This window comes from Pseudothauera nasutitermitis (genome assembly GCF_004801295.1).
GTDB classification, from domain to species: Bacteria; Pseudomonadota; Gammaproteobacteria; order Burkholderiales; family Rhodocyclaceae; genus Pseudothauera; species Pseudothauera nasutitermitis.
Genome location: NZ_SSOC01000003.1, coordinates 483,954 through 505,250 on the forward strand (window position 1 = coordinate 483,954; position 21,297 = coordinate 505,250).

Genomic DNA, 21,297 nt, shown 5'->3' on the forward strand with positions numbered 1-21,297 from the left:
CGACACGCACTCAACACGGCTTCCCGCGTGGACAGCCACTCTTGCCCGGAGCCCGCCCACGTGAGCGATATCGCCGACCTCCTCCTCCATGCCCGCTGGGTCGTTCCCGTCGAACCCCACGGCACCACGCTGGAACATCACACCGTGGCCGTGCGCGACGGCCGCATCCTGGCCCTGCTGCCGCAGGAAGAAGCCCGCCGCCTTTACCCTCAGGTCCAGGCGGTCGAACTCCCCCACCACGTCCTGTTCCCCGGCTTCGTCAATCTGCACGTGCATGCCGCGATGGCGCTGATGCGCGGCATCGCCGACGATCTGCCGCTGATGCGCTGGCTGCAGGAAGCCATCTGGCCCACCGAGGGCAGGCACGTCTCGCCCGCCTTCGTGCGCGACGGCACCCTGCTCGCCGCCGCCGAAATGCTGCGCGGTGGGATCACCACCTGCAACGATATGTATTTCTACCCCGAGGCCGCCGCGCAAGCCTTCGACGAGGCCGGCATGCGCGCCGTGCTCGGCACCGTGGTGCTCGCCTTCCCCACGCCCTACGCCAGCGACGCCGACGACTACCTGCGCAAGGGCCTGGCGGTGCGCGACCAGTGGCGCGGCCACCCGCGCATCGATTTCACCCTGGCGCCGCACGCGCCCTACACCGTGGACGACGACACGCTGAAGCGCGTCGCCGCCCTGGCCGCCGAAATCGAGACGCCGATCCACATCCATATTCACGAAACCGTGCAGGAAGTCACGGATTCGATCACTCAACACGGCGTACGCCCGCTCACCCGCCTGGAACGCCTGGGATTGCTGGGCGCCAACTTCATCGGCGTGCATGCCGTACACCTGGACGAAACCGAAATCGCCCTGCTCGCCCACCACGGCTGCGCCGTGGCGCACTGCCCCACCTCCAACATGAAACTGGCCAGCGGCGCCGCGCCCGCCGCGGCATTGCGCGCCGCCGGCGTCACCGTGGGCTTGGGCACCGACGGCGCCGCCAGCAACAACCGCATGGACATGTTCGCCGAAATGCGCCACGCCTCGCTGCTCGCCAAGGTCACCAGCGGCGACGCCACGGCGCTGCCGGCCAGCGAAGTGTTGCGCATGGCCACGCTGGAAGGCGCGCGCGCGCTCGGCATGGCCGAGCGCATCGGCTCCATCGAACCCGGAAAACAGGCGGATCTGTGCGCCGTCGCGCTCGACACCCCGGAAACCCGGCCCTGCTTCGACCCAGTGTCGCATCTGGTCTACGTGGCCGGGCGCGAACATGTCTCGCACGTCTGGGTGGACGGCGAAGCACGCCTGGATAAAGGTAAATCCCTGTTGCAAACAAGCGACAAGGAATTGCTCCGCCTTGCGGCCGTGTGGCAAACTAAGCTCGTTAATTGAACTGGATAGCTTTTATCCGTTCGGAGCCCCCGGAGTGCTGATACAACGACCACGGCTTCGGGTTTTAACAGCAAGTCCCCTGCCCTTCGACGAGGAACAAAAATGATCAAACGAACCAAGATGCTGATGCTGGCCGCCGTCGCTGCGGCTGGACTCTCCTCCACCGCCGCTTTCGCCCAGGCCAAGGATGTCGTGGTCACCGGCGCCGGCGAAATCCCCTACGTGATCGACGCGCGCAACGTCGTCGCCCGCAGCGGTACCGGCCTGTGCTGGCGTACCGGCTACTGGAGCCCGGCGGCCGCCAGCACCGTGCTGGCCGGTGAGTTCCCGGTCGGTTGCGAATGCGACAGCGACATCGTCCCGCAGGACAAGTGTGTCGCTGCTCCGGCCCCGGCCCCGACCGCCGCTCCGGCGCCCACCCCGCGTCCGACCGCCGACAAGATCAAGCTGGCCGCCGACGCCCTGTTCGACTTCGACAAGGCCGTGCTGAAGCCGGAAGGCCAGGCCCGCCTGGACGAACTGGCCGCCCAGGCCAAGGATCTGAAGCTGGAAGTGATCCTGGCCGTCGGCCACACCGACCGCATCGGCTCCGACGCCTACAACCAGAGCCTGTCCGAGCGCCGCGCCGCCGCCGTGAAGACCTACCTGGTCAGCAAGGGCATCGAAGCCAACCGCATCTACACCGAAGGCAAGGGCAAGCGTCAGCCGGTCACCGGCACCTCGTGCGACAACGTGCGTCCGCGCAGCGCCCTGATCAGCTGCCTGCAGCCGGATCGCCGCGTGGAAGTGGAAGTGATCGGCACCAAGTAAGCCGCTTCGCTCCAAGCAAAAGCCCCGCTCCGGCGGGGCTTTTTCATTGGCGCGCAGAACGCCACAATGGGCCGTGGCAGCCGATTTCCGCTACCATCGGCGCTTTTGCGGCAAGCACCAGGAACACCGATGAACGCCCACGCCAACTCCGACCCCGCCGAAGTACGCAAATTCAGCGACCTCGCCCACCGCTGGTGGGATCCGACCTCCGAGTTCCGTCCGCTGCACGAAATCAACCCGCTACGCCTGGACTGGATCGACGGACAGACCCCGCTGGCCGGCAAGACCGTGCTCGACGTCGGCTGCGGCGGCGGCATCCTGTCCGAAGGCATGGCCGCGCGCGGCGCCTCGGTCACCGGCATCGACCTGTCGGAAAAGGCATTGGGCGTCGCCCGCCTGCACCTGTTCGAAAGCGGCCTGAAGGTGGATTACCACCTCACCAGCGCCGAAGCCTTCGCCGCCGAACGCCCCGCCCAGTTCGACGTGGTCACCTGCATGGAAATGCTCGAACATGTCCCCGACCCCGCCAGCACCGTCGTGGCCTGCGCACGGCTGGTCAAACCGGGCGGCATGGTGTTCTTCTCCACGCTCAACCGCAACCCCAAGTCCTACCTGTTCGCGATCATCGGCGCGGAGTACGTCCTCAACCTGCTGCCGCGCGGCACCCACGATTACGCCAAGTTCATCAAGCCGTCGGAGCTCGCCCGCCACACACGCGAAGCCGGCCTGGAAACCCGTACGCTCACCGGCATGAGCTACAACCCGTTCTCCAAGACCTATTCGCTGGGCCGCGACACCGACGTGAACTACCTGCTGTCCACGGCACGCCTGGCCTGAACACGCAGCTGGGGCGGTGCGTGATACACTGCCCCTTGAAATACTCGACAGGCAACACCATCTGTCTTCCAACGATCACTGGGGCCGACCTGGCTTCGACGTGGGTCGCGAAGCAGCGCAGTGCATACCGAGGACCAGTCACCTCGTAAATCCATCTGGAAATCAACAAACGCCAACGACGAGCGTTTCGCTCTCGCCGCTTAATCCCGGCGGGCGCTGCACCGGCAGGTCTCTGGGCCGGGTGGTTCCAGCGTAAGCTGGGCCGCTGCAGTGTCATTCACAGAGAATCGCGAGCAGGGCCGGGTTACTTGGCCCCGCAGCTAAAGGTAAGGTGACTCGCCCCTGTCCGGCCCGCCGGGCGGCTAAGTCAGGGGTTAAATCCAAATAGCCAGGCTAAGTATGTAGATCTGTCTGTAGAGGGCTTGCGGACGGGGGTTCGATTCCCCCCGGCTCCACCAGCAAAAAATCCGGCCTGATGGCCGGATTTTCATTTGTAGCCCCACGAGGCACCGGGCTGCACACGACCGGGCTGGCTGGGATTCCATTTCAACCACGCCTACGCAGTTGCCAGCGCGATCACCGCCGCGATGTTGCGGGCCGTGGTCTGGACGTTGGTCGCGGCTTCGGCCAGCGCTTCCTCCACCGTGCAGGAGCGGTAGAGGACGCTGTAGATCGCATCGATGCCATGCGCGTGCACCACCTCGGCATTGGCACCCAGGCAGCCGGCGATGCCGATGACGGGTTTGTTGTGCTTCTTGGCCACCCGGGCCACGCCGATGGGTGTCTTGCCGAAGATGGTCTGGCTGTCGATGCGGCCTTCGCCGGTGATCACCCAGTCGGCGTCGCGCAGCGCATCTTCCAGATGCACGGCATCGGTGATGATCTCGCTGCCCGGGCGCAGGCGCCCCTTCAGGAAGGCGAGCATGGCGGCGCCCATGCCGCCGGCCGCGCCGGCGCCCGGAACCGTCTCGGCCTCGACGCCCAGATCGCGCCGGATGAGGGCGCTGTAATGCCGCAGGTTGCGGTCCAGGGTCTGCACCATTTCCGGCGTTGCGCCTTTCTGGGGGCCGAAGATGGCGGAGGCGCCCTGCTCGCCGGTGAGCGGGTTGTCGACGTCGCAGGCCACCTCGATCACACACTCCCGCAGCCGGGGGTCCAGGCCGGAGAGGTCGATGCGCTCCAGCGCGGCCAATGCCGCGCCGCCCCAGGCCAGATCCTGTCCCCGGGCGTCGAGCAGGCGCACGCCGAGGGCCTGCAGCATGCCGGCCCCGCCGTCGTTGGTGGCGCTGCCGCCGATGCCGAGAATGAAGTGGCGCGCACCTACGTCCAACGCAGCGCGGATCAGTTCGCCCGTGCCGTAGCTGGTGGTGATCAGCGGATTGCGCTGGTCCGGCGGCACCAGGGCCAGACCGCTGGCGGCGGCCATCTCGATGACCGCCATCCTGCCGTCGCCGGTCAGACCGTAGAAACTGTCGATCCGGTTGCCCAGCGGGGCGGTCACCTCGACCTCCACCCGGCGCCCCTGAGTGGCTTCGATCATGGCCTGGACGGTGCCTTCGCCACCATCGGCCATGGGAATCTTGACGTACTGCGCATCCGGGAAGATCTGCTTGAAGCCCTCTTCGATGTGGACGGCGACTTCCAGCGCACTCAGGCTTTCCTTGTAGGAATCGGGTGCGATGACTACTTTCATTCGTTCAATCTCCGAAGAGCGGCGGTTGACCGGATATTGCCCCTCCCGGGCATCCCTGGGAATGCCCCGCGGCAGGGCCCAAGGCAACGGGCGGACAGCGCGCTCCTCTTCCAGATCGCGCGGCCCGCCCACCTTGGGGCGTTACGCCGGTTTCAGAGCATCACCAGCGAGGCCGCCCAGATGCACGCGAAGCTGACCAGGCCCATGACCACGGTGGACGAGGTGAACACGCGCAGCGATTCCTGCATCTCGATGTTGGAGAACTTGGTGACCACCCAGAAGTAGGAGTCGTTGGCGTGCGAGGCGACGATGGAGCCGGCGCCGATGGCGAGCACGGCGAACAGGCGGCCCAGATCCGAATCCAGGCCGAAGGTGGCCAGGCTGGGGCTGATGATGGCAGCGGTGGTCAGCGCCGCCACGGTGGAAGAGCCCTGCGCGGTCTTCAGCAGCGCCGCGATGATGAACGGGATGAACAGGCCGACGGAAGCGCCGCCCAGCGCATCGCCCAGCGCGCTGCCCACGCCGGTTTCACGGATGATGGCGCCGAACATGCCGCCCGCGCCGGTGATGATCAGGATCGGGCCGGCCTTCATGATGGCCTCTTCCAGCACGTTGTTGAAGTCGCCTTTCCGGCCGCCGTTGTTCTTCAGCAGCCAGATGCCCGCCAGCATGCCCATCAGCAGCGCGATCACCGGGTTGCCGAAGAAGTGCAGCGCCTTGGCGAAGCCTTCCTTGTAGCCCATGGTGGTCGCCAGGGTGGAGATGGAGATCAGAATCAGCGGCAGCACCACCGGCAGCAGCGCGTGCGAGAAACGGGGCAGCGCCTTGTCCGAGGCGAAGGCTTCTTCCTCCACCGCCGGCGCGTAGTCCTGGCCCTTGCTCATCCAGCCGGCCCACAGATAGGCGGCGACCAGGCCGGGAACGGCGAACACCACGCCCGCCAGGATGAAGTAGCCCAGATTGGCGTCCAGCGCGCTGGCCGCGGCCAGCGCGCCCGGGTGGGTCGGCACGAGGCAGTGCACCGAATACAGCGAGGTACCCAGGATGGCCGCCATCAGCGGCATCGGGGTCCTGGACTGCGCGCTGATGCTGCGCGCCACGCCGCTCAGGATGATGTAGCCCGTGTCGCAGAAGATGGTCAGGCCCGGGATGAAGCCGGTGGCGGCCATCGCGGGCTTGGCGTTGTTCTTGCCGGATTTCGCCAGGATGTGCGTGGCGATGCTGAGGGCGCCGCCGCTCTTTTCCATGCATACGGCGATCGCCGCGCCGAAGATGATGATGAAGGAGATATTGCCGAGCGTGGAGCCGAAGCTGCTCTTCATCAGATCCACGATTTTTTCGAACGGAATGTTCGTGACCAGCGCCAGACCCAGCGATACGGCGAACAAGGAGCCGAATACGCTGAACTTGAGCCGCGCCGTCAGATAAATGATGGCGACAATGCTCAATACGACAAATATCGAAGACAAGGCGATGCTGTTCATGATTTACCCTTTTCTGTTTGCGGCATGGGCGCCATGGCCGAGTGGCGCAGAATACTCGCCAAGCGCACCCTGTCAATCATGCACAGCCTGCAATCTCCCCTCAGAAACTACCGAAGCATTCGCTGAAGTGCCTGTCGCGCATGGCCCTTGCAGCCTTGCGGTCGCGCTCCCGCAGAGATCTGGAATAGCGCTCCTGCGCGCGGTTTTCCTTTTCCACCGCCTCCTCGGCATAGCGTGCGCATTCACGCTCCCTGGCCGCGCGCTCCCGTGCCTCGATTTCACGTTCGGCGGCGGCAGTCTCCCGGTTTCGCTGGCGCTCCGCCTCCAGGCGCTGCACGCTGCGCTGGTCGTCTTCCGCGCGCTGGCGCGCCAGTTGCGCATCCTCGGCGGATGGCGTGACGGTATTCAGTTCCACCCGCCCGCCCTCGACCGCGCAGGGCAAGGATTGATATACCGTCTTGCCGTCCACGGTGCATTTGAATACCTGTGCGGACACTGCCGGCGATACCGCCAGCAACACCACACTCACGGCGATGAATTTCATTCATACCTCCATTCAATATTCGAATGAATATTATCGAAGACGGATAATCATTTTCCAATAATATTCCATATATGTTCAAAAAATCGCTTTGGAATAAAATCATTCAATCGCCCTGCTCCACAGAATTCAGATCTTGCAGCAATCGATTGGAAGCCTGAATTGGCTCCTCCGAACCGGACAGGCACGCATCACGCTGGCAAATGAACCGTCCTGTGCGTTGCGGACCTCCCTCCAGCGCTATCATCGCCGCCATGGAAGCCGCTTCCCCGTTCTGGCGCGACCCCGCGCTGCCGCACGCCGAAAGCCGGCGGGCCTGCGACAGCCGCGCCTGCTACCGTCCGCACAGCCACCCCACCTATTCCATCGGCGCGGTGGACCGGGGCACCAGCGTGTTCACCGGCGCGGCCGCCGGCCCGGTGGTGCTGCATCCGGGCACGCTGGTGTTCGTGCCGCCGGCGCGTGCGCATGCCTGCAACCCCACGCCGGGCCGCGCGTGGAGCTACCAGATGCTGCACCTGGATGCGCGCTGGTGGCACGCCACGCGCGGCGAGGAGGCCCATGCGGCGGCGGAAGCCACCATCCGCATCTGCCGCGACCCGGCCGAATACGCGCGCTTCTGCGCCCTCAACGATCTGCTGTTCTCCGCTACGCCGAGTGACGAAAAGCAGGCCGCGCTACGCGCCTTCGCCGCCGGCTTCGACGCCACGGGCGGCGCCTGGGGCGAACTGCCCGCCCGCCGCGCCGGCCATCTCGTCCCGCGCCTGTGGCCGGCCATGGAAGCACTGCGCGAGGAACGCGGCAGCATGCCCCTCTCGCTTGACGAGTTGGCCGCACTGGTCGGCATGAACCGCTACCAGTTGATCCGCGCCTTCCGCGCGGCCACCGGCATGACGCCGCACGCCTGGCGGCTGGACCAGCGGGTGAACCGCGCGCGCGCCTCGCTGCGCGCCGGGGAGGATCTGGCCAGCGTGGCGCACCGCCTGGGCTTTGCCGACCAGAGCCACTTCCAGCGCGTGTTCAAGGCGCACGCGGGCATCACGCCAGGGCGCTACCGCGCCTGAGGGCGCGCAATTTCGTTCAATACATGGCGTACGGCTGCGGCGCACACTGCGCGGCATCCCGCTTTTCCCCGCCCCGCAGCATGCAGCAATTCCTGCTCGTCGCCGCCGCGCATTTCCTCGCGCTGCTCTCTCCCGGCCCGGATTTCTTCCTGATCGCGCGCACCTCGCTGTCCGCCGGCTGGCGGGTGGCCAGCGGCGCCTGCCTGGGCATCGCGCTGGCCAACGGGGCGTTCATCGTCGCCGCGTTCGCCGGGTTGTCCACCCTGCAGCCGGACAGCCGCGCATTCGCCGCCCTGCAACTCGTAGGCTGCGCCTATCTGGTCTATCTGGGCGTGCTGTTCATCCGCCATGCCGGGCGCACCGCGCTGGCGCCCGCCACGGCGGACGGCAGCAGCACGGCCTCGTGGTGGCGGGCCGCCGGCATGGGTTTCCTGTCCGGCATCCTCAACCCGAAGAACGCGCTGTTCTACGCCAGCCTGGCGGCCATGCTGTCCGGCGCGCACACCGCCACGGGCTGGAAGGTGGCCTACGGCGCGTGGATGTTCGGCGTGGTGCTGCTGTGGGATCTGCTGGTGGCCGCGACCATCGGCAACCGCGCGGTGCTGGGCCGTTTCGCGCGCGCGCTGCCGTGGCTGGAACGGGTTTCCGGCGCGGCGCTGATCCTGCTTGCCGCGGGCGTGGCCGGCGCGCTGGTGCTGGGCTGAGCGGCCCGCATCGCCGGCCCGCTCATTCCAGCAGCGGCCGCCAGTGGCGCGCCTCGTGCGCCAGCAATTCGTGCTTGCGCCACAGCCCGGAAGAGAAGCCGCCGATCTGCCCGCCATGCGCCAGCACGCGATGGCAGGGCACCACGATGACCAGCGGGTTGCGCCCCAGCGCCTGGGCCACGGCGCGGAAACCGCGCGGCGAATCCACCGCGCGCGCCAGATCGCCATAGGTGGTGACCTGCCCGGCACCGACGGCGCACAGCCCGTTGCGCACGCGCTGCTGGAAGGCGCTGGGCGCGGGCGCCAGCGGCAGTTCGAACACCGCGCGCCGCCCGGCGAAGTATTCCTCCATCTCGCGGCGTGCCTGCACCAGCAGGGGATGCTCCGCACGTTCCTCGGCCAGGGCCAGATCGGGCAGATCCTCCTGGTCGTCGAAGTACAGACCGAGCAAGCCGGCCTCCCCGGCCACCGCGACCATTCGCCCCAGCGGCGTATCGAACGCCGTGCACACCACCCTGCCTGCCATGTTCATTACCACTCCGGATTTCGGCCAGGCCGCCAGTTTGGCCCAATTCGCCACGTACGCCCACCACGCGCCGGACGGCTGCGTATATAGTCCGGAAGGAATAACCATTCGAATACAGGGGAGATACGGAATGGCCGCGGAAAACATCTTCTTCACCCCGGTCGGGGCGATCTGCCGGCGCAGCGTGATGACCTGCCCGACCACCCAGCCACTGGTCGAGGCCGCCGCACGCATGCGCGAGCACAACATCTCAAGCCTAGTGGCCTGCGAGGACGGCGACCCGCGCGGCATCGTCACCGACCGCGACCTGCGCAACAAGGTGGTCGCCCAGGGCCTGGAGCCGCGCGCACTCACCGTGGCCGAGGTGATGAACGCGCCGCTGGTCACCATCGGCGAAGACGAATACCTGTTCGAGGCGCTGTTCCTGATGAGCCGGCGGCGCATCCACCGCCTGTGCGTGGTGGATGCCGACGGCCGGCTGTGCGGCATCCTCACCGATTCCGATGTGCTGCGCCTGCAAAGCCGCTCGCCGCAGCAGCTCATGCTGGAGATCGAGGAAGCCGCCAGCGCCGACGCCCTGCGCGTGCTGCACAAAAAGGTGGAGGAACTGGCGGTGCACCTGGCCGGCAGCGGCATCGAAACCGCCGATCTGGTGCGTACCGTGGCCCACCTCAACGACCGCATCCTGGTACGCCTGATCGAGCTGGTGCGGCGCGAGCGCCACCCTGCCCTCACCGAGCGCTTCGCCTTCGTCGTGCTGGGCAGCGAGGGACGCCAGGAGCAGACCCTGGTCACCGACCAGGACAATGCCATCATCCACGCCGACGATCTGAGCGAGGCCGAGCTGAGCGGTCTGCGCGCCTTCAGCGAGGATCTAATCGACACGCTGATCGGCATCGGCGTGCCGCCGTGCTCCGGCGGCATCATGGCCAAGAACGAGGCGTGGCGGCGCAGCCTGGGCGGCTGGAAGCTTGCGCTCAACCAATGGCTGAGCACGCCCACGCCGGAGAACATCCTGTCCGGCAGCATGTTCTTCGATCTGCGCACCCTGTACGGCGAGCGCGACTACGAACGTCGCCTGAAGGCGCACATCACCGGATGGCTGCGCGCCAACAAGCTGTTCCTGGCGCGCAGCGCCGCCAACGTGATCCGCTTCAAGCCCCCGCTGAGCTTCTTCGGCCGCATCGTCGCCGACAAGCAGGAACCGCATCGCGGCACCATCGACATCAAGAAGGCCGGCATCTTCGCCATCACCGAAGGCGTCAAGGCCATGGCGCTGGAAGCCGGCATCGTCGACGGCGGCACGCGCGAGCGCATCGCCGGGCTGGCTGGCGCGGGCGTGCTGTCCGGCAAGCAGGCCGACGACCTCGCCGCCGCCTTCGACTTTCTCGTCGCCCTGCGCCTGCGCGCGCAGCTGCTCGCCCTGGAGCAGGGCCGCGAGCCGAGCAACCGGCTGCCGCTCGATCACCTGAACCGCATCGAGACGGGACGGCTGAAGCTGGCGCTGGAAGAGGTCAAGGCCTTCCAGAACTTCCTGCACGGCCGTTTCCAGCTCGCGCAGATGGGCTGACGCGCCAGGCCGCCGCTGGCGCAACGCCTTGTAACACCGCTCCGGCCGGCATCGCCGATCCAGGATGGGCCGTCCGCGTATGATGAAAGCCCGTTTTCATCCACGCGCTCGGCGCGTTTTCCATCATGAGCGATTTTCGTATCGGCGTTTTCCCCGCGTTGCTGATTTCCGGCGGTATCGCCCTCGGCGGCTGGTGGGTCGGTCAGGGCATCGAACGCTTCCGCATGGCGGACCGTTCCATCACCGTCAAAGGGCTGGCCGAACAGGACGTGAAGAGCGACTTCGCCACCTGGACGGTGTCCTTCCGGCGCGGCGGCAATGAATTCGGCGCGGTCCAGCAAAGCCTCAGCGAGGACCGCGCGCGCGTCGTCGCCTTCCTGCGCGAGCAGGGCTTCAACGACGAGGAAATCGAAATCCGCCCGCTGCAGGTGCAGGATCTCTACGCGCGCGAATGGGGCTCCGACAACGTGCCGCTGCGCTTCAACGGCCAGGGGCAGGTGATGGTGAAGTCCGCACGCGTGGATGCCGTGGCCCAGGCCGCCACCAAGGTCGATCCGCTGATCCAGGCCGGCATCCAGCTGTCCACCGACGACGGCTTCGGCGGCCCACGCTACCAGTTGCGCGGCTTCAACGAGATCAAGAGCGTGCTGCTCGAACAGGCCACGCGCAACGCACGCGAACAGGCCAACAAGTTCGCCGCCGACGCCGGCGCCACCCTGGGCGCGCTGAAGAACGCCAACCAGGGCGTCATCCGCGTGCTGGACGACGACGGCGGCGAGATGGAGTCCGGCCGCACGCTGAACAAGCGCCTGCGCGTGGTGAGTACCTTCGAGTTCAATCTGGCGCCCTGAAGGCGGTTTTGCGGGGCAAGCGGGCAGCGGGACGGCGCTTGTGCCCACCGGCGCCTGCACGCGCCGGGTTGCGCTGAATGCATGTAATTTTGTACAGTTATCGCATTGCTGCCCGACGCGATGCCGCCGCATGACACAACTCAGCTTCGAATTCCCCCTGCCTGCCGGTGCGGTCATGGCCAGCGCGCCACGCCGTGCCCGCACCGTACGCAGGCCGGCCGTGGACACAGCCGTTGCGATGGATGAAGACCTGTTGCCCTTGTCCAGTGCGGTGACGGTTCTGCCTACTGCAATGAATATCCCGTCCGAGCACCCAGCCTCCGCCGCCGGCGCGGAGGACGAGCCCGCCGAGGAAGGGACGGTCTGCGAGGACCGCCACTGGTGCCGGGACGGCTGGACGGCCCGCGTGGTGGAGAGCCAGGACGGCGACGGCTGGGCCGTGAGCATGTCGCAGGACGGGGAGCATGAACCCGTCCTGGTCTGCCCCTGGACCATGGGGCGCGACAAGAAGAATCCCAAGCCGCTGGACCAGGCCGCCTTCCTTGCCCTGGTCAAGAGCGCTACCGAGGTATTGCAGCGCCAGCAGCAGCAACTCCGGGCACGGCTGCACAAGCAGATCCACGTAGCCGGTGAAGACGGCGAGGTGACGGTGACGCTGGACATCGTGCCCGACGAGTACGAACCCCATGCGCTGCTGCGCGCCCACGACGCGGACGGCGGCGAAATCGCGCGAACCCGGGTGGCCGCGGATTTCAGCCTGAGCAACACCAGCGCCCGGGCCTGGGTGGCAGCCGGTTTCAGGCTGTCCGCTCAAGCGTTTTTCTAAGGGGCTTGCGCTGCAGGAAGGGCATGGAAAAGCCCCGCAGCGCTCAGGCTTGCGGGGCTTTGATGTCTGGTGGACCGAAAGGGGATCGAACCCTCGACCTCCGCATTGCGAACGCGGCGCTCTCCCAGCTGAGCTATCGGCCCTTAGAGGCGGCGAATTATAGCCATCGCCTCCCTGCTTGGGAAGCCCCGTGTTGCCGGCCGATTCAGGTTTCGTCGGATTCGCCGGAACCCACCGCCGCGCGCCCGAGGCGGTCGGCGATGGCCGACCAGGCGGGTACGGCGGGCGGCGCTTCGACCAGCAGGCAGTCGGCACCCAGCGCATCGAGGGCGCGCAGGTGGGCGTACAGATCGTGGGCGTAGCGCCCGGGGTCGGGGCCGGCCGCCACCCACTGCAATCGGTCGTCACCCGGATACGGGCAGGCATGGGCGAGCACGGCCACGTGCCGTCCCTGCGCGGCCAGGCGCACGGCCTCGGCGGCCAGCTCCGAGCCCGGCAGCAGGCGCAAGGCCGTGGCCGGCGCGTAGTGCGCGGCCAGCGCACCGGAGACGCGCGGGGCGTGCTGTTCCGGTTGCGCGGCGCTTTCTCCGCGCACGCGGGGGCGGCGGCCGATGACGCGGGCGATGCCCTCGGCGGTGATCGCGCCGGGGCGCAGGATTTCCGGTTCGTCGCGCGACAGGTCGAGGATGGTGGATTCGATGCCCACCTGGCACGGCCCGCCGTCGAGGATCAGGTCCACCCGCGCCCCCAGTTCCTGTTCCACGTGCGCGGCGGTGGTGGGGCTGATGCGCCCGAAGCGGTTGGCGCTGGGCGCGGCGATGCCGGAATCGAAGGCCTGGAGCAGGGCCAGCGCCACCGGATGCGCGGGCACGCGCAGGCCCACGGTGTCCTGCCCGCCGGTGACCACGTCGGGCACGTCGTCCTCGCGCGGCAGGATCAAGGTGAGCGGGCCGGGCCAGAAGGCGCGGACGAGCGCGAGCGCTTCCTTGGGAATGCGGCGTGCCCAGCGCGACAGGTGTTCGGCCGAGGGCAGATGGACGATCAGCGGATGATCCGCCGGGCGCCCCTTGGCGTGGAAGATGCCCGTGGCGGCCGCCGCATCGAGCGCGTCGGCGCCCAGGCCATACACGGTTTCGGTGGGCAAGGCGACGAGTTTGCCAGCGCGCAGCAGCGCGGCCGCGCGGGCGATGTTCTCGGGCGTGGGCGCGACGATGCGGGCAGGCTGCGCGGCGCCGCTCACTGGACGACCCTCCTGTCGCTGCGCGACATCCTCCCCGGGGGAGGACGAGCGCCTCCTTCGGGCGGCCGGGCGGAGGCGCTCATGCGTCGCGGATGCCGATGGCCGCTCGCGCCGCCATGGCGCGCTCCAGCACCGCGGCGGAGTCGTCGCCGACCACGGTGAAGTGGCCCATCTTGCGCCCCGGGCGGGCGTGGTGCTTGCCGTACAGGTGCAGGCGCAGGCCGGGCACGGCGTGCAGCACGGACCAGTCTGGCTCGCGGTAGCGCCCTTCGGCATGGCCGCCTTCGTACCACAGCTCGCCGAGCAGGTTGACCATGACCGCCGCCGAATGCTGGCGCGCCTCGCCCAGCGGCAGGCCGCACAGCGCGCGCACCTGCTGGTCGTACTGGCTGCTCATGCAGGCGTCGAGGGTGTGGTGGCCGCTGTTGTGCGGGCGCGGGGCCATCTCGTTGACCACCAGTTCGCCCCGGCTGACGAAGAATTCCACGCCCAGCGTGCCCACGTAGCTGAGCTTCTCGGCGATCCGCCCGGCCACTTCCTGGGCTTCGTCCGCAAGACAGGCGCCGGCGCGCGCGGGCGCGATGGTGACGTCCAGGATGCCGTTGCGGTGCTGGTTCTCGCCGCTCGGGAAGGCGCGCAGCTCGCCCGACTCGCTGCGCGCGAGCACCACCGAGACTTCGTAGTCCAGCGGCAGCAGCTTCTCCAGCACACAGGCTTCGCGCCTGAACTGGTGGAAGGCGGCGAGCGCCTCCTCGCGGCTGGCGACGCGGGCCTGGCCCTTGCCGTCGTAGCCGAAGCGCGCCACCTTGAGCACGCCGGGGAACAGGCCGGCGCTGGCAGCCGCGATGTCCTCGTCGCTGCGGATGGCGGCGAACGGGCCGTGCGGCAGGCCGTTGTCGGCCAGGAAGGTCTTTTCCGCGATGCGGTTCTGGCACACCGCCACGGCGGCAGCGGCCGGGTGCACCGGGATGAACTTGGCCAGGTAGTCCAGCGTGCCGGCCGGCACGTTCTCGAATTCGGTGCTCACCGCCGCGCATTCGGCGGTGAGCTGGTCGAGCGCGGCATGGTCCTCGTAGGCGGCCACCAGATGGCGGTCGGCGATGCGGCCGGCCGGGCTGTGCGGGTCGGGATCGAGCACCCAGACCTGGTAGCCCATCTCGTGGGCGGCAGCGACGAAGAAGCGGCCGAGCTGGCCGCCGCCGAGCATGCCGAGGGTGGCGGGGGGCAGGATCATCTTGCCGTTCAATCCAGGGTCATTGCCAGCACCGCCTGGGTCTGGCGGGCGCGGAAGGCTTCGAGCTTTTCGGCCAGCGCGGCATCCGTGTTGGCGAGCAGCGCCACCGCGAACAGCCCGGCATTGGCGGCACCGGCTTCGCCGATGGCGAAGGTGGCCACCGGAATGCCCTTGGGCATCTGCACGATGGAGAGCAGCGAATCCTGCCCGGACAGGGCCTTGGACTGCACTGGCACGCCGAGCACCGGCACGGTGGTCTTGGCGGCCACCATGCCCGGCAGGTGGGCGGCGCCGCCGGCTCCCGCGATGATGGCCCGCAGGCCGCGCGCACGTGCGCTTTCGGCGTATTCAAACATCAGGTCCGGGGTGCGGTGGGCGGACACCACACGCGCCTCGAAGGGCACGCCGAAGTCTTCCAGCACCTTGGCGGCGGCCTGCATGGTGGGCCAGTCGGAGTTGGAGCCCATGATGATGCCGACGATGGGTTGTGCGCTCATTTCTCGGCTTCCTTGCGGCGCAGGGCGCGCGCGGCGGAGATCACGGTGTTTTCCAGCAGCATGGTGATGGTCATCGGGCCGACGCCGCCCGGTACGGGGGTGATGGCGCTGGCCACCTGCACGGCGGAGTCGAAATCCACGTCGCCGCACAGCTTGCCGGCATCCGGGCCTTCGGTAAGGCGGTTGATGCCCACGTCGATGACCACCGCACCCGGCTTGATGAGGTCGCCGGTGAGGAAGCGCGGCTTGCCGATGGCGGCCACCAGGATGTCGGCGCGGCGGGTGTGGAAGGCCAGGTCGCGCGTCCTGGAATGGCACACGGTGACGGTGGCGCCGGCGTTGGTGAGCAGCATGGCCATGGGCTTGCCGACGATGTTGGAGCGCCCCACCACCACGGCTTCGGCGCCGGCCAGCGGCACGTGCTCGGCTTCGAGCATCTTGATCACGCCGTGCGGGGTGCAGGGGATGAAGGCTTCCTGGTTCTGCGACAGGCGGCCGACGTTCTCGGCGTGGAAGCCGTCCACGTCCTTGTCCACGCTGATCGCTTCCAGCACGGCGGCTTCGTCGAACTGCGGCGGCAGCGGCAGTTGCACGAGGATGCCGTGCACGGACGGGTCGGCGTTGAGTTCGGCGAGCTTGGCCATGACCACCGCGGGGGCGACGTCGCCGGGGTAGTCGAAGCGCAGCGAGCGGATGCCGGCCTTTTCGCAGCCGGCCACCTTGTTGCGCACATAGACCGCGGATGCCGGATCGGCGCCCACCAGCAGAACCGCCAGGCAGGGCTGTTCGCCGCGCTGGGCAAGCCGGGCGGCGTGTTCGGCGATTTCGCCGCGCACCCGTTCCGCCAGGGCCTTGCCGTCGATGATGCGTGCCGTCATGGGAATGGCCTTTGGAAAAACGAAGGATTTTATCGCAGCGTCAGGGCCTTGTGCGATGGAAACCCCGGCGGCGGCCCGCCTTCCGCCAGGCGTCGCGCGCTAGCGCTGCGCGGCGGGCTCGGCGCTGAGCACGTGCTGGACCAGTTCGGCCAGCGAATGCGCGCCCATCTTCTCCATGACGCGCGCACGGTGCACTTCCACGGTTTTGATGCTGATGCCCAGCACGTCGGCGATCTGCTTGTTGAGCTTGCCGAGGATGATGAGATCGAGCACCTCGCGCTCGCGCTGGGTGAGCGCGGCCAGGCGGCGGGTGGTGTCGGCCTCCTGGCGGCGCTTTTCGCGATTCTCGCGCTCGGTGGCCAGGCATTGCTCGATGAGGCCGAGCATGTCGCGGTCGGAGAACGGCTTCTCGATGAAATCCACCGCGCCCTTCTTGAGCGCGGAGACGGCCATCGGCACGTCGCCGTGGCCGGTGATGAAGATCACCGGCAGGGTGCACAGGCGGCGGCCGAGCTCCTCGAACAGTTCCAGCCCGCTCATGCCGGGCATGCGCACGTCGAGCACCAGGCAGCCGGTGAAGCGCTCGTCATAGGCTTCCAGGAAGGCCTCGGCGGACTCGTGCGAGAGCACCTTGTAGCCGTTCGATTCGAGCAGCCAGACCAGCGAGTCGCGCAGCGCCTCGTCGTCGTCGATGATGTAGATGATCTGGTCAGGCTCGGCGGGCGAGACGCTCACTGGCAGCCTCCGTCGGCAGGGTGAAGAGGAAGATGGTACCGCCTTCCGGGTTGGTTTCAACCGTCAGCCGGCCATCGTGGAATTCGATGATCGAGCGGCAGATGTTGAGCCCCATGCCCATGCCCTCCGCCTTGGTGGTGTAGAAAGGGGTGAACAGGCGCTTGCGCTCTTCCTCGCCGATGCCGTGGCCGCGGTCGATCACCGCCACCTCCACGCTGAACGGGCCGAGCTGGCGGGCGCGCACGCGCAGCAGGCGCTCTTCCGGCGGGCTGTCGTGCATGGCGTCCAGGCCGTTCTTGACCAGGTTGAGCACCACCTGCTCGATCATGATGCGGTCAGCGTACACCGCCGGCAGGTCATCCGGCACCTCGGTTTCCACGCGGATACCCATGCGGCGCGCGTCGATCTCAGCAAAGCCGATGGCGTCGTCGAGCACTTCGATGAGGGACACCGCGCTGCGGCGCGGCTCGCTCTTCTTCACGAACTCGCGCACGCGGCGGATGATCTTGCCGGCGCGCTCGGCCTGGAAGCTGGCCTTCTGCATGGCGGCGAGGATTTCTTCCTGCTTCCAGTTGGGCGACTGCATGCGGGTGACGCAGCCCATGCAGTAGTTGGCGATGGCCGACAGGGGCTGGTTCAGTTCGTGCGCCAGCGTGGAGGCCATCTCGCCCATGGTGATCAGCCGGCCGGTGCGTTGCAGGCGTTCTTCCTGCTGGCGGGAGACTTCGGCGGTCTGCTTGCGGTCGGTGATGTCGGTGGCGATGCCCATGCGCACCACGCGGCCGTCCACCCAGCGCGTGGCCTGCTCGCGCACGTGGTACCAGCGGCCGGACAGGGGGTGCTGCAGTTCGCCGTCGAACAGTTCGCGCGGCAGGTCGATCAGCGCCAGCCCGCGCGGATTGACGCGATAGTCGCCGCGCTCGGGCTGCGGCACCGCCACCCCGCGCACGGTGCGGCCCACCGCGTCGAAGCCGTGGATGTTCTTGAAGGCGCGGTTGGCGAAGAGGATCTCATCGGTGCGCGCGTCGGCCACGAATACCGCCGCGTCCAGGCCGTCGAGTACCGCCTCGAAGCGTTCGTGCGCGGCCTCCAGCGCGGCGCGCACGCGCTTGGGCTCGGTGATGTCGGTCACCGAGGCCATCCAGCCGGTCTGCTTGCCGGTGAGGTCGATCAGCGGCGATAGATAGAAGCGCGCATCCAGGCGCTCGCCGTTCTTGCGCCGGATGCGCATCTCGAATCCGCTGGACGGTGCGCGGCCGGCCAGGGTCAGTTCCAGATTGGTCTGGCAGAGAGCCAGGTCCTCGCTGGGCCAGTACGGGAAAGGCGCCTGCGCGCCGACCAGTTCCTCGCTGGAAAACCCCACCATGCGGCAGAACGCGGAGTTGACGTAGATGATGCGGCCGGTGAGGTCGATGGCGCGCAGGCCGGTCAGCATGGATTCCTCCATCGCCTTGCGGAAGGCCGACTCCGCGCGCAGCGCATCTTCGGCGGACTTGCGCCCGGTGATGTCGTGCGCCACCGCGTACACCAGCTTTTCCTCGCGCACCGGGTTGATGCTCCACACCAGCCACTTGTAGCTGCCGTCGGCACAGCGGCAGCGGTTCTCGAAGCTCACCGCCTCGCCGCTTTCCAACCGACGCATCTCCTCCAGCGTACTGGCGGCATCCGCGGCATGCGCGAGTTCCAGCAGCGCACGCCCGGCCAGTTCCTCCGGCGGATAGCCCAGCACGCGCTCGAAGGCCGGGTTGCAGCGCCGGAAGCGCCCGTCCAGGCCGAGCACGCACTGCATGTCGAGCGACAGGTTGAACAGGCGGTCGCGCTCGCGTTCGACCTGCACGCGGCGCAGCACATGGTCGCGCAGCAGCCACAGGCTCCACAGCACGAACACCGACAGGCCGATGATGATGACCGTGGGCAGCGCGGCCGGCAGCTGGCCGCCGACGCGGAACGCGGTGGCGCGCAGGTACAGGCCCTGCCCCGGCGGATCCAGGGCGATCTCGAAGGAGATGCTCTTGTCCAGATCGCGTACCCCGGAACTCACCGAAAGGATCTCGTCCTGCGCGCTCACCAGTTCCAGCAGGTATTTCTCGGCGAACCAGCCCGGCACCATGTGGCGCACCATGCGCTCGACGGAATACACCGCCGCGATGGCGCCGAGGAATTCGCGCCCGCGCCGCGCCGGCACGTAGACTTCCAGCACATTGCTGCCGCGCGGGCTCAGATAGGGCTGCCCGTAGCTCGGCCCGCCGGTGTCCCGCGCACGCGCATAGGGCGACATCTGCGAACCGGACAAGGCATCGCCCGGCAGCCACTCGGTGGTATCGAATGGCGCCGACCAGCGCACGATCTCGTCGGCACCCACCCAGACCACGTTCACCAGTTCGCTGTTGTTGGCGATCAGCTGGTTGGCGCGCACCTGGAAGGCATCCAGGTCCAGTGCGCCGGCGGCCAGATCGCGGGCGAGCTGGCCGAGGGCCTCCTCGGTGCCCTGCATGTGCATGCGCATGGTCTGTTCGGCCCACTGCACGTCGCGCGCCACCGCGCTGCGCTGGCTGGCGATCTCGCGCTCCTGCAGCAGCCACACCAGGGCCAGCATGACGAGCGCGAACAGCAGCACGGCCACGTAGGGAGCCGTCCAGTACCAGCGGGTCACGGGGGCGACGGAGCCGCGTTCTGCGGGTTCGGGCATCGGTGCAGCGAATCCTTTGGCGGCGGCCGCATGCGGGCCGCACAATTCACCGCTCATTCTGCCTCGGTTGCGCCGCACAAGCATCCGGTCTTTCCCTTATCGGAAGTTTCGCGCTTCGGGTTTTCGCCAATTCTGTCCATCCATGCACCGACTTACAGTGCCTCCATGCCTTCCGCTTCCCCATTCCGCTCCTGGCTCCACAGGTTCGCGCCGGCATTGCTCGCCCTGACGCTGGGCGCCGGCGCACAGGCCGACGACCCGCCCGGGCCCATCCGCATCGGCGTCTCCGGCCCGTTCACCGGCGGCTCCAGCCCGATGGGGCTGTCGATGCGCGAAGGCATCCGCATCGCCGCCGCGGAGCTCAACGCCGCCGGCGGCATACTCGGACGCCCCGTCGAACTGCTCGAACGCGACGACGAGGCCAGCAACGAACGCGGCGCGCAGATCGCCCAGGAACTGCTGCAGGCCGGCGTGGTGGCCGGGCTCGGCATCGTCAACACCGGCGTGGCGCTGGCCAGCCAGCGCTATTACCAGCAGGCGCGCGTGCCGGTCATCACCTCCGTGGCTACCGGCTCGCTCATCACCAAGCAGTTCCTGCCGCCGCAGCACCCGGAAAACTTCGTCTTCCGCGTCTCCGCCAACGACACCCTGCAGGCCGCGATGATCGTCGAGGAAGCCGTGGAGCGGCGCGGACTGAGCCGCGTGGCGGTCTTTCACGACGCCACCAACTACGGCCAGCACGGCCGCGAGGATCTCGAACGTGCGCTGGCCGAACGCGGTATCGAGGCCGTCGCGGTGGAGCGCTTCCGCCTGCGCCAGGCCGACATGCTGACCCCGCTGCGGCGCGCCCGCGCGGCCGGCGCGCAGGCCGTGCTGACCTACGGCATCGGCCCGGAGCTGGCACAGATTGCCAACGGCATGGCGCGCATGGGCTGGGAAGCGCCGCTGATCGGCAGTTGGACGCTGGCCATGTCCAACTTCATCGACAACGCCGGCCCCAATGCCGAGGGCGCGCGCATGCCGCAGACCTTCATCCAGGAGCCCACCACGCCGCGCCGCGCGGCCTTCCTCGCCGCGTGGCGGGAAAAAACGGGCAGCGAGCGGATTCCGGTGCCACCGGCGGCCGCGCAAGGGTATGATTCGATGCTGCTGCTCGCCGCGGCCATCGCGCAGGCCGGCAGCACCGATGGAGATCGCATCCGTGAAGCGCTGGAAGATCTGCGCGGCACGGTGGAGGGCGTGGTGATGACCTACGAGCGGCCCTTCTCCAAGACCCGCCACGAAACCATCGTCCGCCCGGCAGACATCTACCTGGGCGAAGTGCGCGGCGGGCACGTGGTCTTCGCCTACGAGCAGGACCGCCAGCGGGCGACACGGCCATGAAGCCGCCGCCGCATGATCGCTTTCCCGATCGGCCGGGAGAAACTCTCCCTCCCTCCCTCCTCTCCCGGCCGATTTTTTTCCCCGTCGTCGTTCTCACACCGCCCCCGCCCGCCGTCCCAGGCTTTCCGGCGGGCATCGCCGCATGCAGGAGCGATATTTCCTCATCGATTGTGCATTGCAACATGTGAAATACTATTGCGCATAGCGAAACATGGTTTTATAGTTCAAAAATTCGCCTGATCGCGCCCACGCGCGAAAAGCGTGCGCGTTTCGCAGTTTCCGTTTCACCGAACCGCCCTGCCCGGTTCCTCGCTCCGGGCGGGATTCGCTAACCGCAAGTCATGAGGAGACAGAC

General features: G+C 67.9%; 19 protein-coding genes, 1 tRNA gene and 1 other RNA gene. 10 read left to right on the forward strand and 11 right to left on the reverse strand.

Annotated elements, in window-relative coordinates:
- Positions 1-60 precede the first annotated feature (60 nt).
- The 4 genes from E6C76_RS09570 to ssrA all read left to right on the forward strand — a co-directional run bounded on the left by E6C76_RS09570 (position 61) and on the right by ssrA (position 3,485).
- A complete protein-coding gene (locus tag E6C76_RS09570) occupies positions 61-1,380 on the forward strand; it encodes a TRZ/ATZ family hydrolase (protein WP_136347989.1) in 1,320 nt (439 codons plus the stop codon).
- 102 nt (positions 1,381-1,482) lie between these two features.
- Positions 1,483-2,190: an OmpA family protein gene (locus E6C76_RS09575; protein WP_136347990.1), complete on the forward strand. Its 708-nt coding sequence runs from the start codon at positions 1,483-1,485 to the stop codon at positions 2,188-2,190.
- Positions 2,191-2,319: 129 nt separating this feature from the next.
- On the forward strand, positions 2,320-3,027 hold the full coding sequence (gene ubiG / locus E6C76_RS09580) for a bifunctional 2-polyprenyl-6-hydroxyphenol methylase/3-demethylubiquinol 3-O-methyltransferase UbiG (protein WP_136347991.1): 708 nt from the start codon (positions 2,320-2,322) through the stop codon (positions 3,025-3,027).
- A gap of 80 nt (positions 3,028-3,107) precedes the next feature.
- Positions 3,108-3,485: a transfer-messenger RNA gene (gene ssrA / locus E6C76_RS09585) on the forward strand.
- A gap of 98 nt (positions 3,486-3,583) precedes the next feature.
- Here ssrA and E6C76_RS09590 read toward each other — a convergent pair.
- The 3 genes from E6C76_RS09590 to E6C76_RS09600 form a co-directional block, all read right to left on the reverse strand.
- On the reverse strand, positions 3,584-4,720 hold the full coding sequence (locus tag E6C76_RS09590) for a glycerate kinase (protein ID WP_136347992.1): 1,137 nt from the start codon (positions 4,718-4,720) through the stop codon (positions 3,584-3,586).
- A gap of 152 nt (positions 4,721-4,872) precedes the next feature.
- The gene (locus E6C76_RS09595) at positions 4,873-6,204 is read right to left on the reverse strand and encodes a GntP family permease (RefSeq protein WP_136347993.1); all 1,332 of its coding nucleotides are present in this window, start codon (positions 6,202-6,204) and stop codon (positions 4,873-4,875) included.
- A gap of 100 nt (positions 6,205-6,304) precedes the next feature.
- Positions 6,305-6,748, reverse strand: coding sequence for a DUF4124 domain-containing protein (locus E6C76_RS09600; protein ID WP_136347994.1), 444 nt, complete (start codon positions 6,746-6,748; stop codon positions 6,305-6,307).
- Between the two features lie 251 nt (positions 6,749-6,999).
- Here E6C76_RS09600 and E6C76_RS09605 point away from each other — a divergent pair, with 251 nt between their 5' ends.
- Positions 7,000-7,809, forward strand: coding sequence for a helix-turn-helix transcriptional regulator (locus tag E6C76_RS09605; RefSeq protein WP_136347995.1), 810 nt, complete (start codon positions 7,000-7,002; stop codon positions 7,807-7,809).
- Between the two features lie 80 nt (positions 7,810-7,889).
- On the forward strand, positions 7,890-8,513 hold the full coding sequence (locus tag E6C76_RS09610) for a LysE family translocator (RefSeq protein WP_136347996.1): 624 nt from the start codon (positions 7,890-7,892) through the stop codon (positions 8,511-8,513).
- Between the two features lie 22 nt (positions 8,514-8,535).
- Here the strand turns inward: E6C76_RS09610 and E6C76_RS09615 are convergent, their stop codons facing one another.
- Positions 8,536-9,045, reverse strand: coding sequence for a methylated-DNA--[protein]-cysteine S-methyltransferase (locus E6C76_RS09615; RefSeq protein WP_168734304.1), 510 nt, complete (start codon positions 9,043-9,045; stop codon positions 8,536-8,538).
- A gap of 124 nt (positions 9,046-9,169) precedes the next feature.
- Between E6C76_RS09615 and E6C76_RS09620 the strand changes: the two genes are divergently transcribed.
- The 3 genes from E6C76_RS09620 (at position 9,170) to E6C76_RS09630 (ending at position 12,286) form a co-directional block, all read left to right on the forward strand.
- A complete protein-coding gene (locus E6C76_RS09620; protein ID WP_136347998.1) occupies positions 9,170-10,609 on the forward strand; it encodes a putative nucleotidyltransferase substrate binding domain-containing protein in 1,440 nt (479 codons plus the stop codon).
- 125 nt (positions 10,610-10,734) lie between these two features.
- Positions 10,735-11,460: an SIMPL domain-containing protein gene (locus tag E6C76_RS09625; protein WP_136347999.1), complete on the forward strand. Its 726-nt coding sequence runs from the start codon at positions 10,735-10,737 to the stop codon at positions 11,458-11,460.
- A gap of 292 nt (positions 11,461-11,752) precedes the next feature.
- Positions 11,753-12,286, forward strand: a complete 534-nt coding sequence (locus E6C76_RS09630) for a hypothetical protein (RefSeq protein ID WP_230976217.1) — start codon at positions 11,753-11,755, stop codon at positions 12,284-12,286.
- Between the two features lie 67 nt (positions 12,287-12,353).
- On the opposite strand, the gene E6C76_RS09635 is transcribed toward E6C76_RS09630, so the two are convergent.
- From E6C76_RS09635 to E6C76_RS09665, 7 genes are all read right to left on the reverse strand, one after another.
- Positions 12,354-12,429, reverse strand: a tRNA-Ala gene (locus E6C76_RS09635).
- 62 nt (positions 12,430-12,491) lie between these two features.
- On the reverse strand, positions 12,492-13,526 hold the full coding sequence (locus E6C76_RS09640; RefSeq protein ID WP_136348001.1) for an L-threonylcarbamoyladenylate synthase: 1,035 nt from the start codon (positions 13,524-13,526) through the stop codon (positions 12,492-12,494).
- Positions 13,527-13,605: 79 nt separating this feature from the next.
- Positions 13,606-14,760, reverse strand: a complete 1,155-nt coding sequence (locus E6C76_RS09645) for a 5-(carboxyamino)imidazole ribonucleotide synthase (protein WP_136348002.1) — start codon at positions 14,758-14,760, stop codon at positions 13,606-13,608.
- Positions 14,761-14,768: 8 nt separating this feature from the next.
- Positions 14,769-15,257, reverse strand: a complete 489-nt coding sequence (gene purE / locus E6C76_RS09650) for a 5-(carboxyamino)imidazole ribonucleotide mutase (RefSeq protein ID WP_136348003.1) — start codon at positions 15,255-15,257, stop codon at positions 14,769-14,771.
- The gene (folD, locus tag E6C76_RS09655; protein WP_136348004.1) at positions 15,254-16,135 is read right to left on the reverse strand and encodes a bifunctional methylenetetrahydrofolate dehydrogenase/methenyltetrahydrofolate cyclohydrolase FolD; all 882 of its coding nucleotides are present in this window, start codon (positions 16,133-16,135) and stop codon (positions 15,254-15,256) included. Before folD ends, purE begins: the two co-directional genes overlap by 4 nt.
- A gap of 99 nt (positions 16,136-16,234) precedes the next feature.
- Positions 16,235-16,870, reverse strand: coding sequence for a response regulator transcription factor (locus E6C76_RS09660; RefSeq protein ID WP_136348005.1), 636 nt, complete (start codon positions 16,868-16,870; stop codon positions 16,235-16,237).
- The gene (locus E6C76_RS09665; protein WP_136348006.1) at positions 16,845-19,559 is read right to left on the reverse strand and encodes a PAS domain S-box protein; all 2,715 of its coding nucleotides are present in this window, start codon (positions 19,557-19,559) and stop codon (positions 16,845-16,847) included. Before E6C76_RS09665 ends, E6C76_RS09660 begins: the two co-directional genes overlap by 26 nt.
- 165 nt (positions 19,560-19,724) lie before the next feature.
- On the opposite strand from E6C76_RS09665, the gene E6C76_RS09670 reads away from it, so the two are divergent.
- The gene (locus tag E6C76_RS09670; RefSeq protein ID WP_136348007.1) at positions 19,725-20,942 is read left to right on the forward strand and encodes an ABC transporter substrate-binding protein; all 1,218 of its coding nucleotides are present in this window, start codon (positions 19,725-19,727) and stop codon (positions 20,940-20,942) included.
- Positions 20,943-21,297 lie beyond the last annotated feature (355 nt).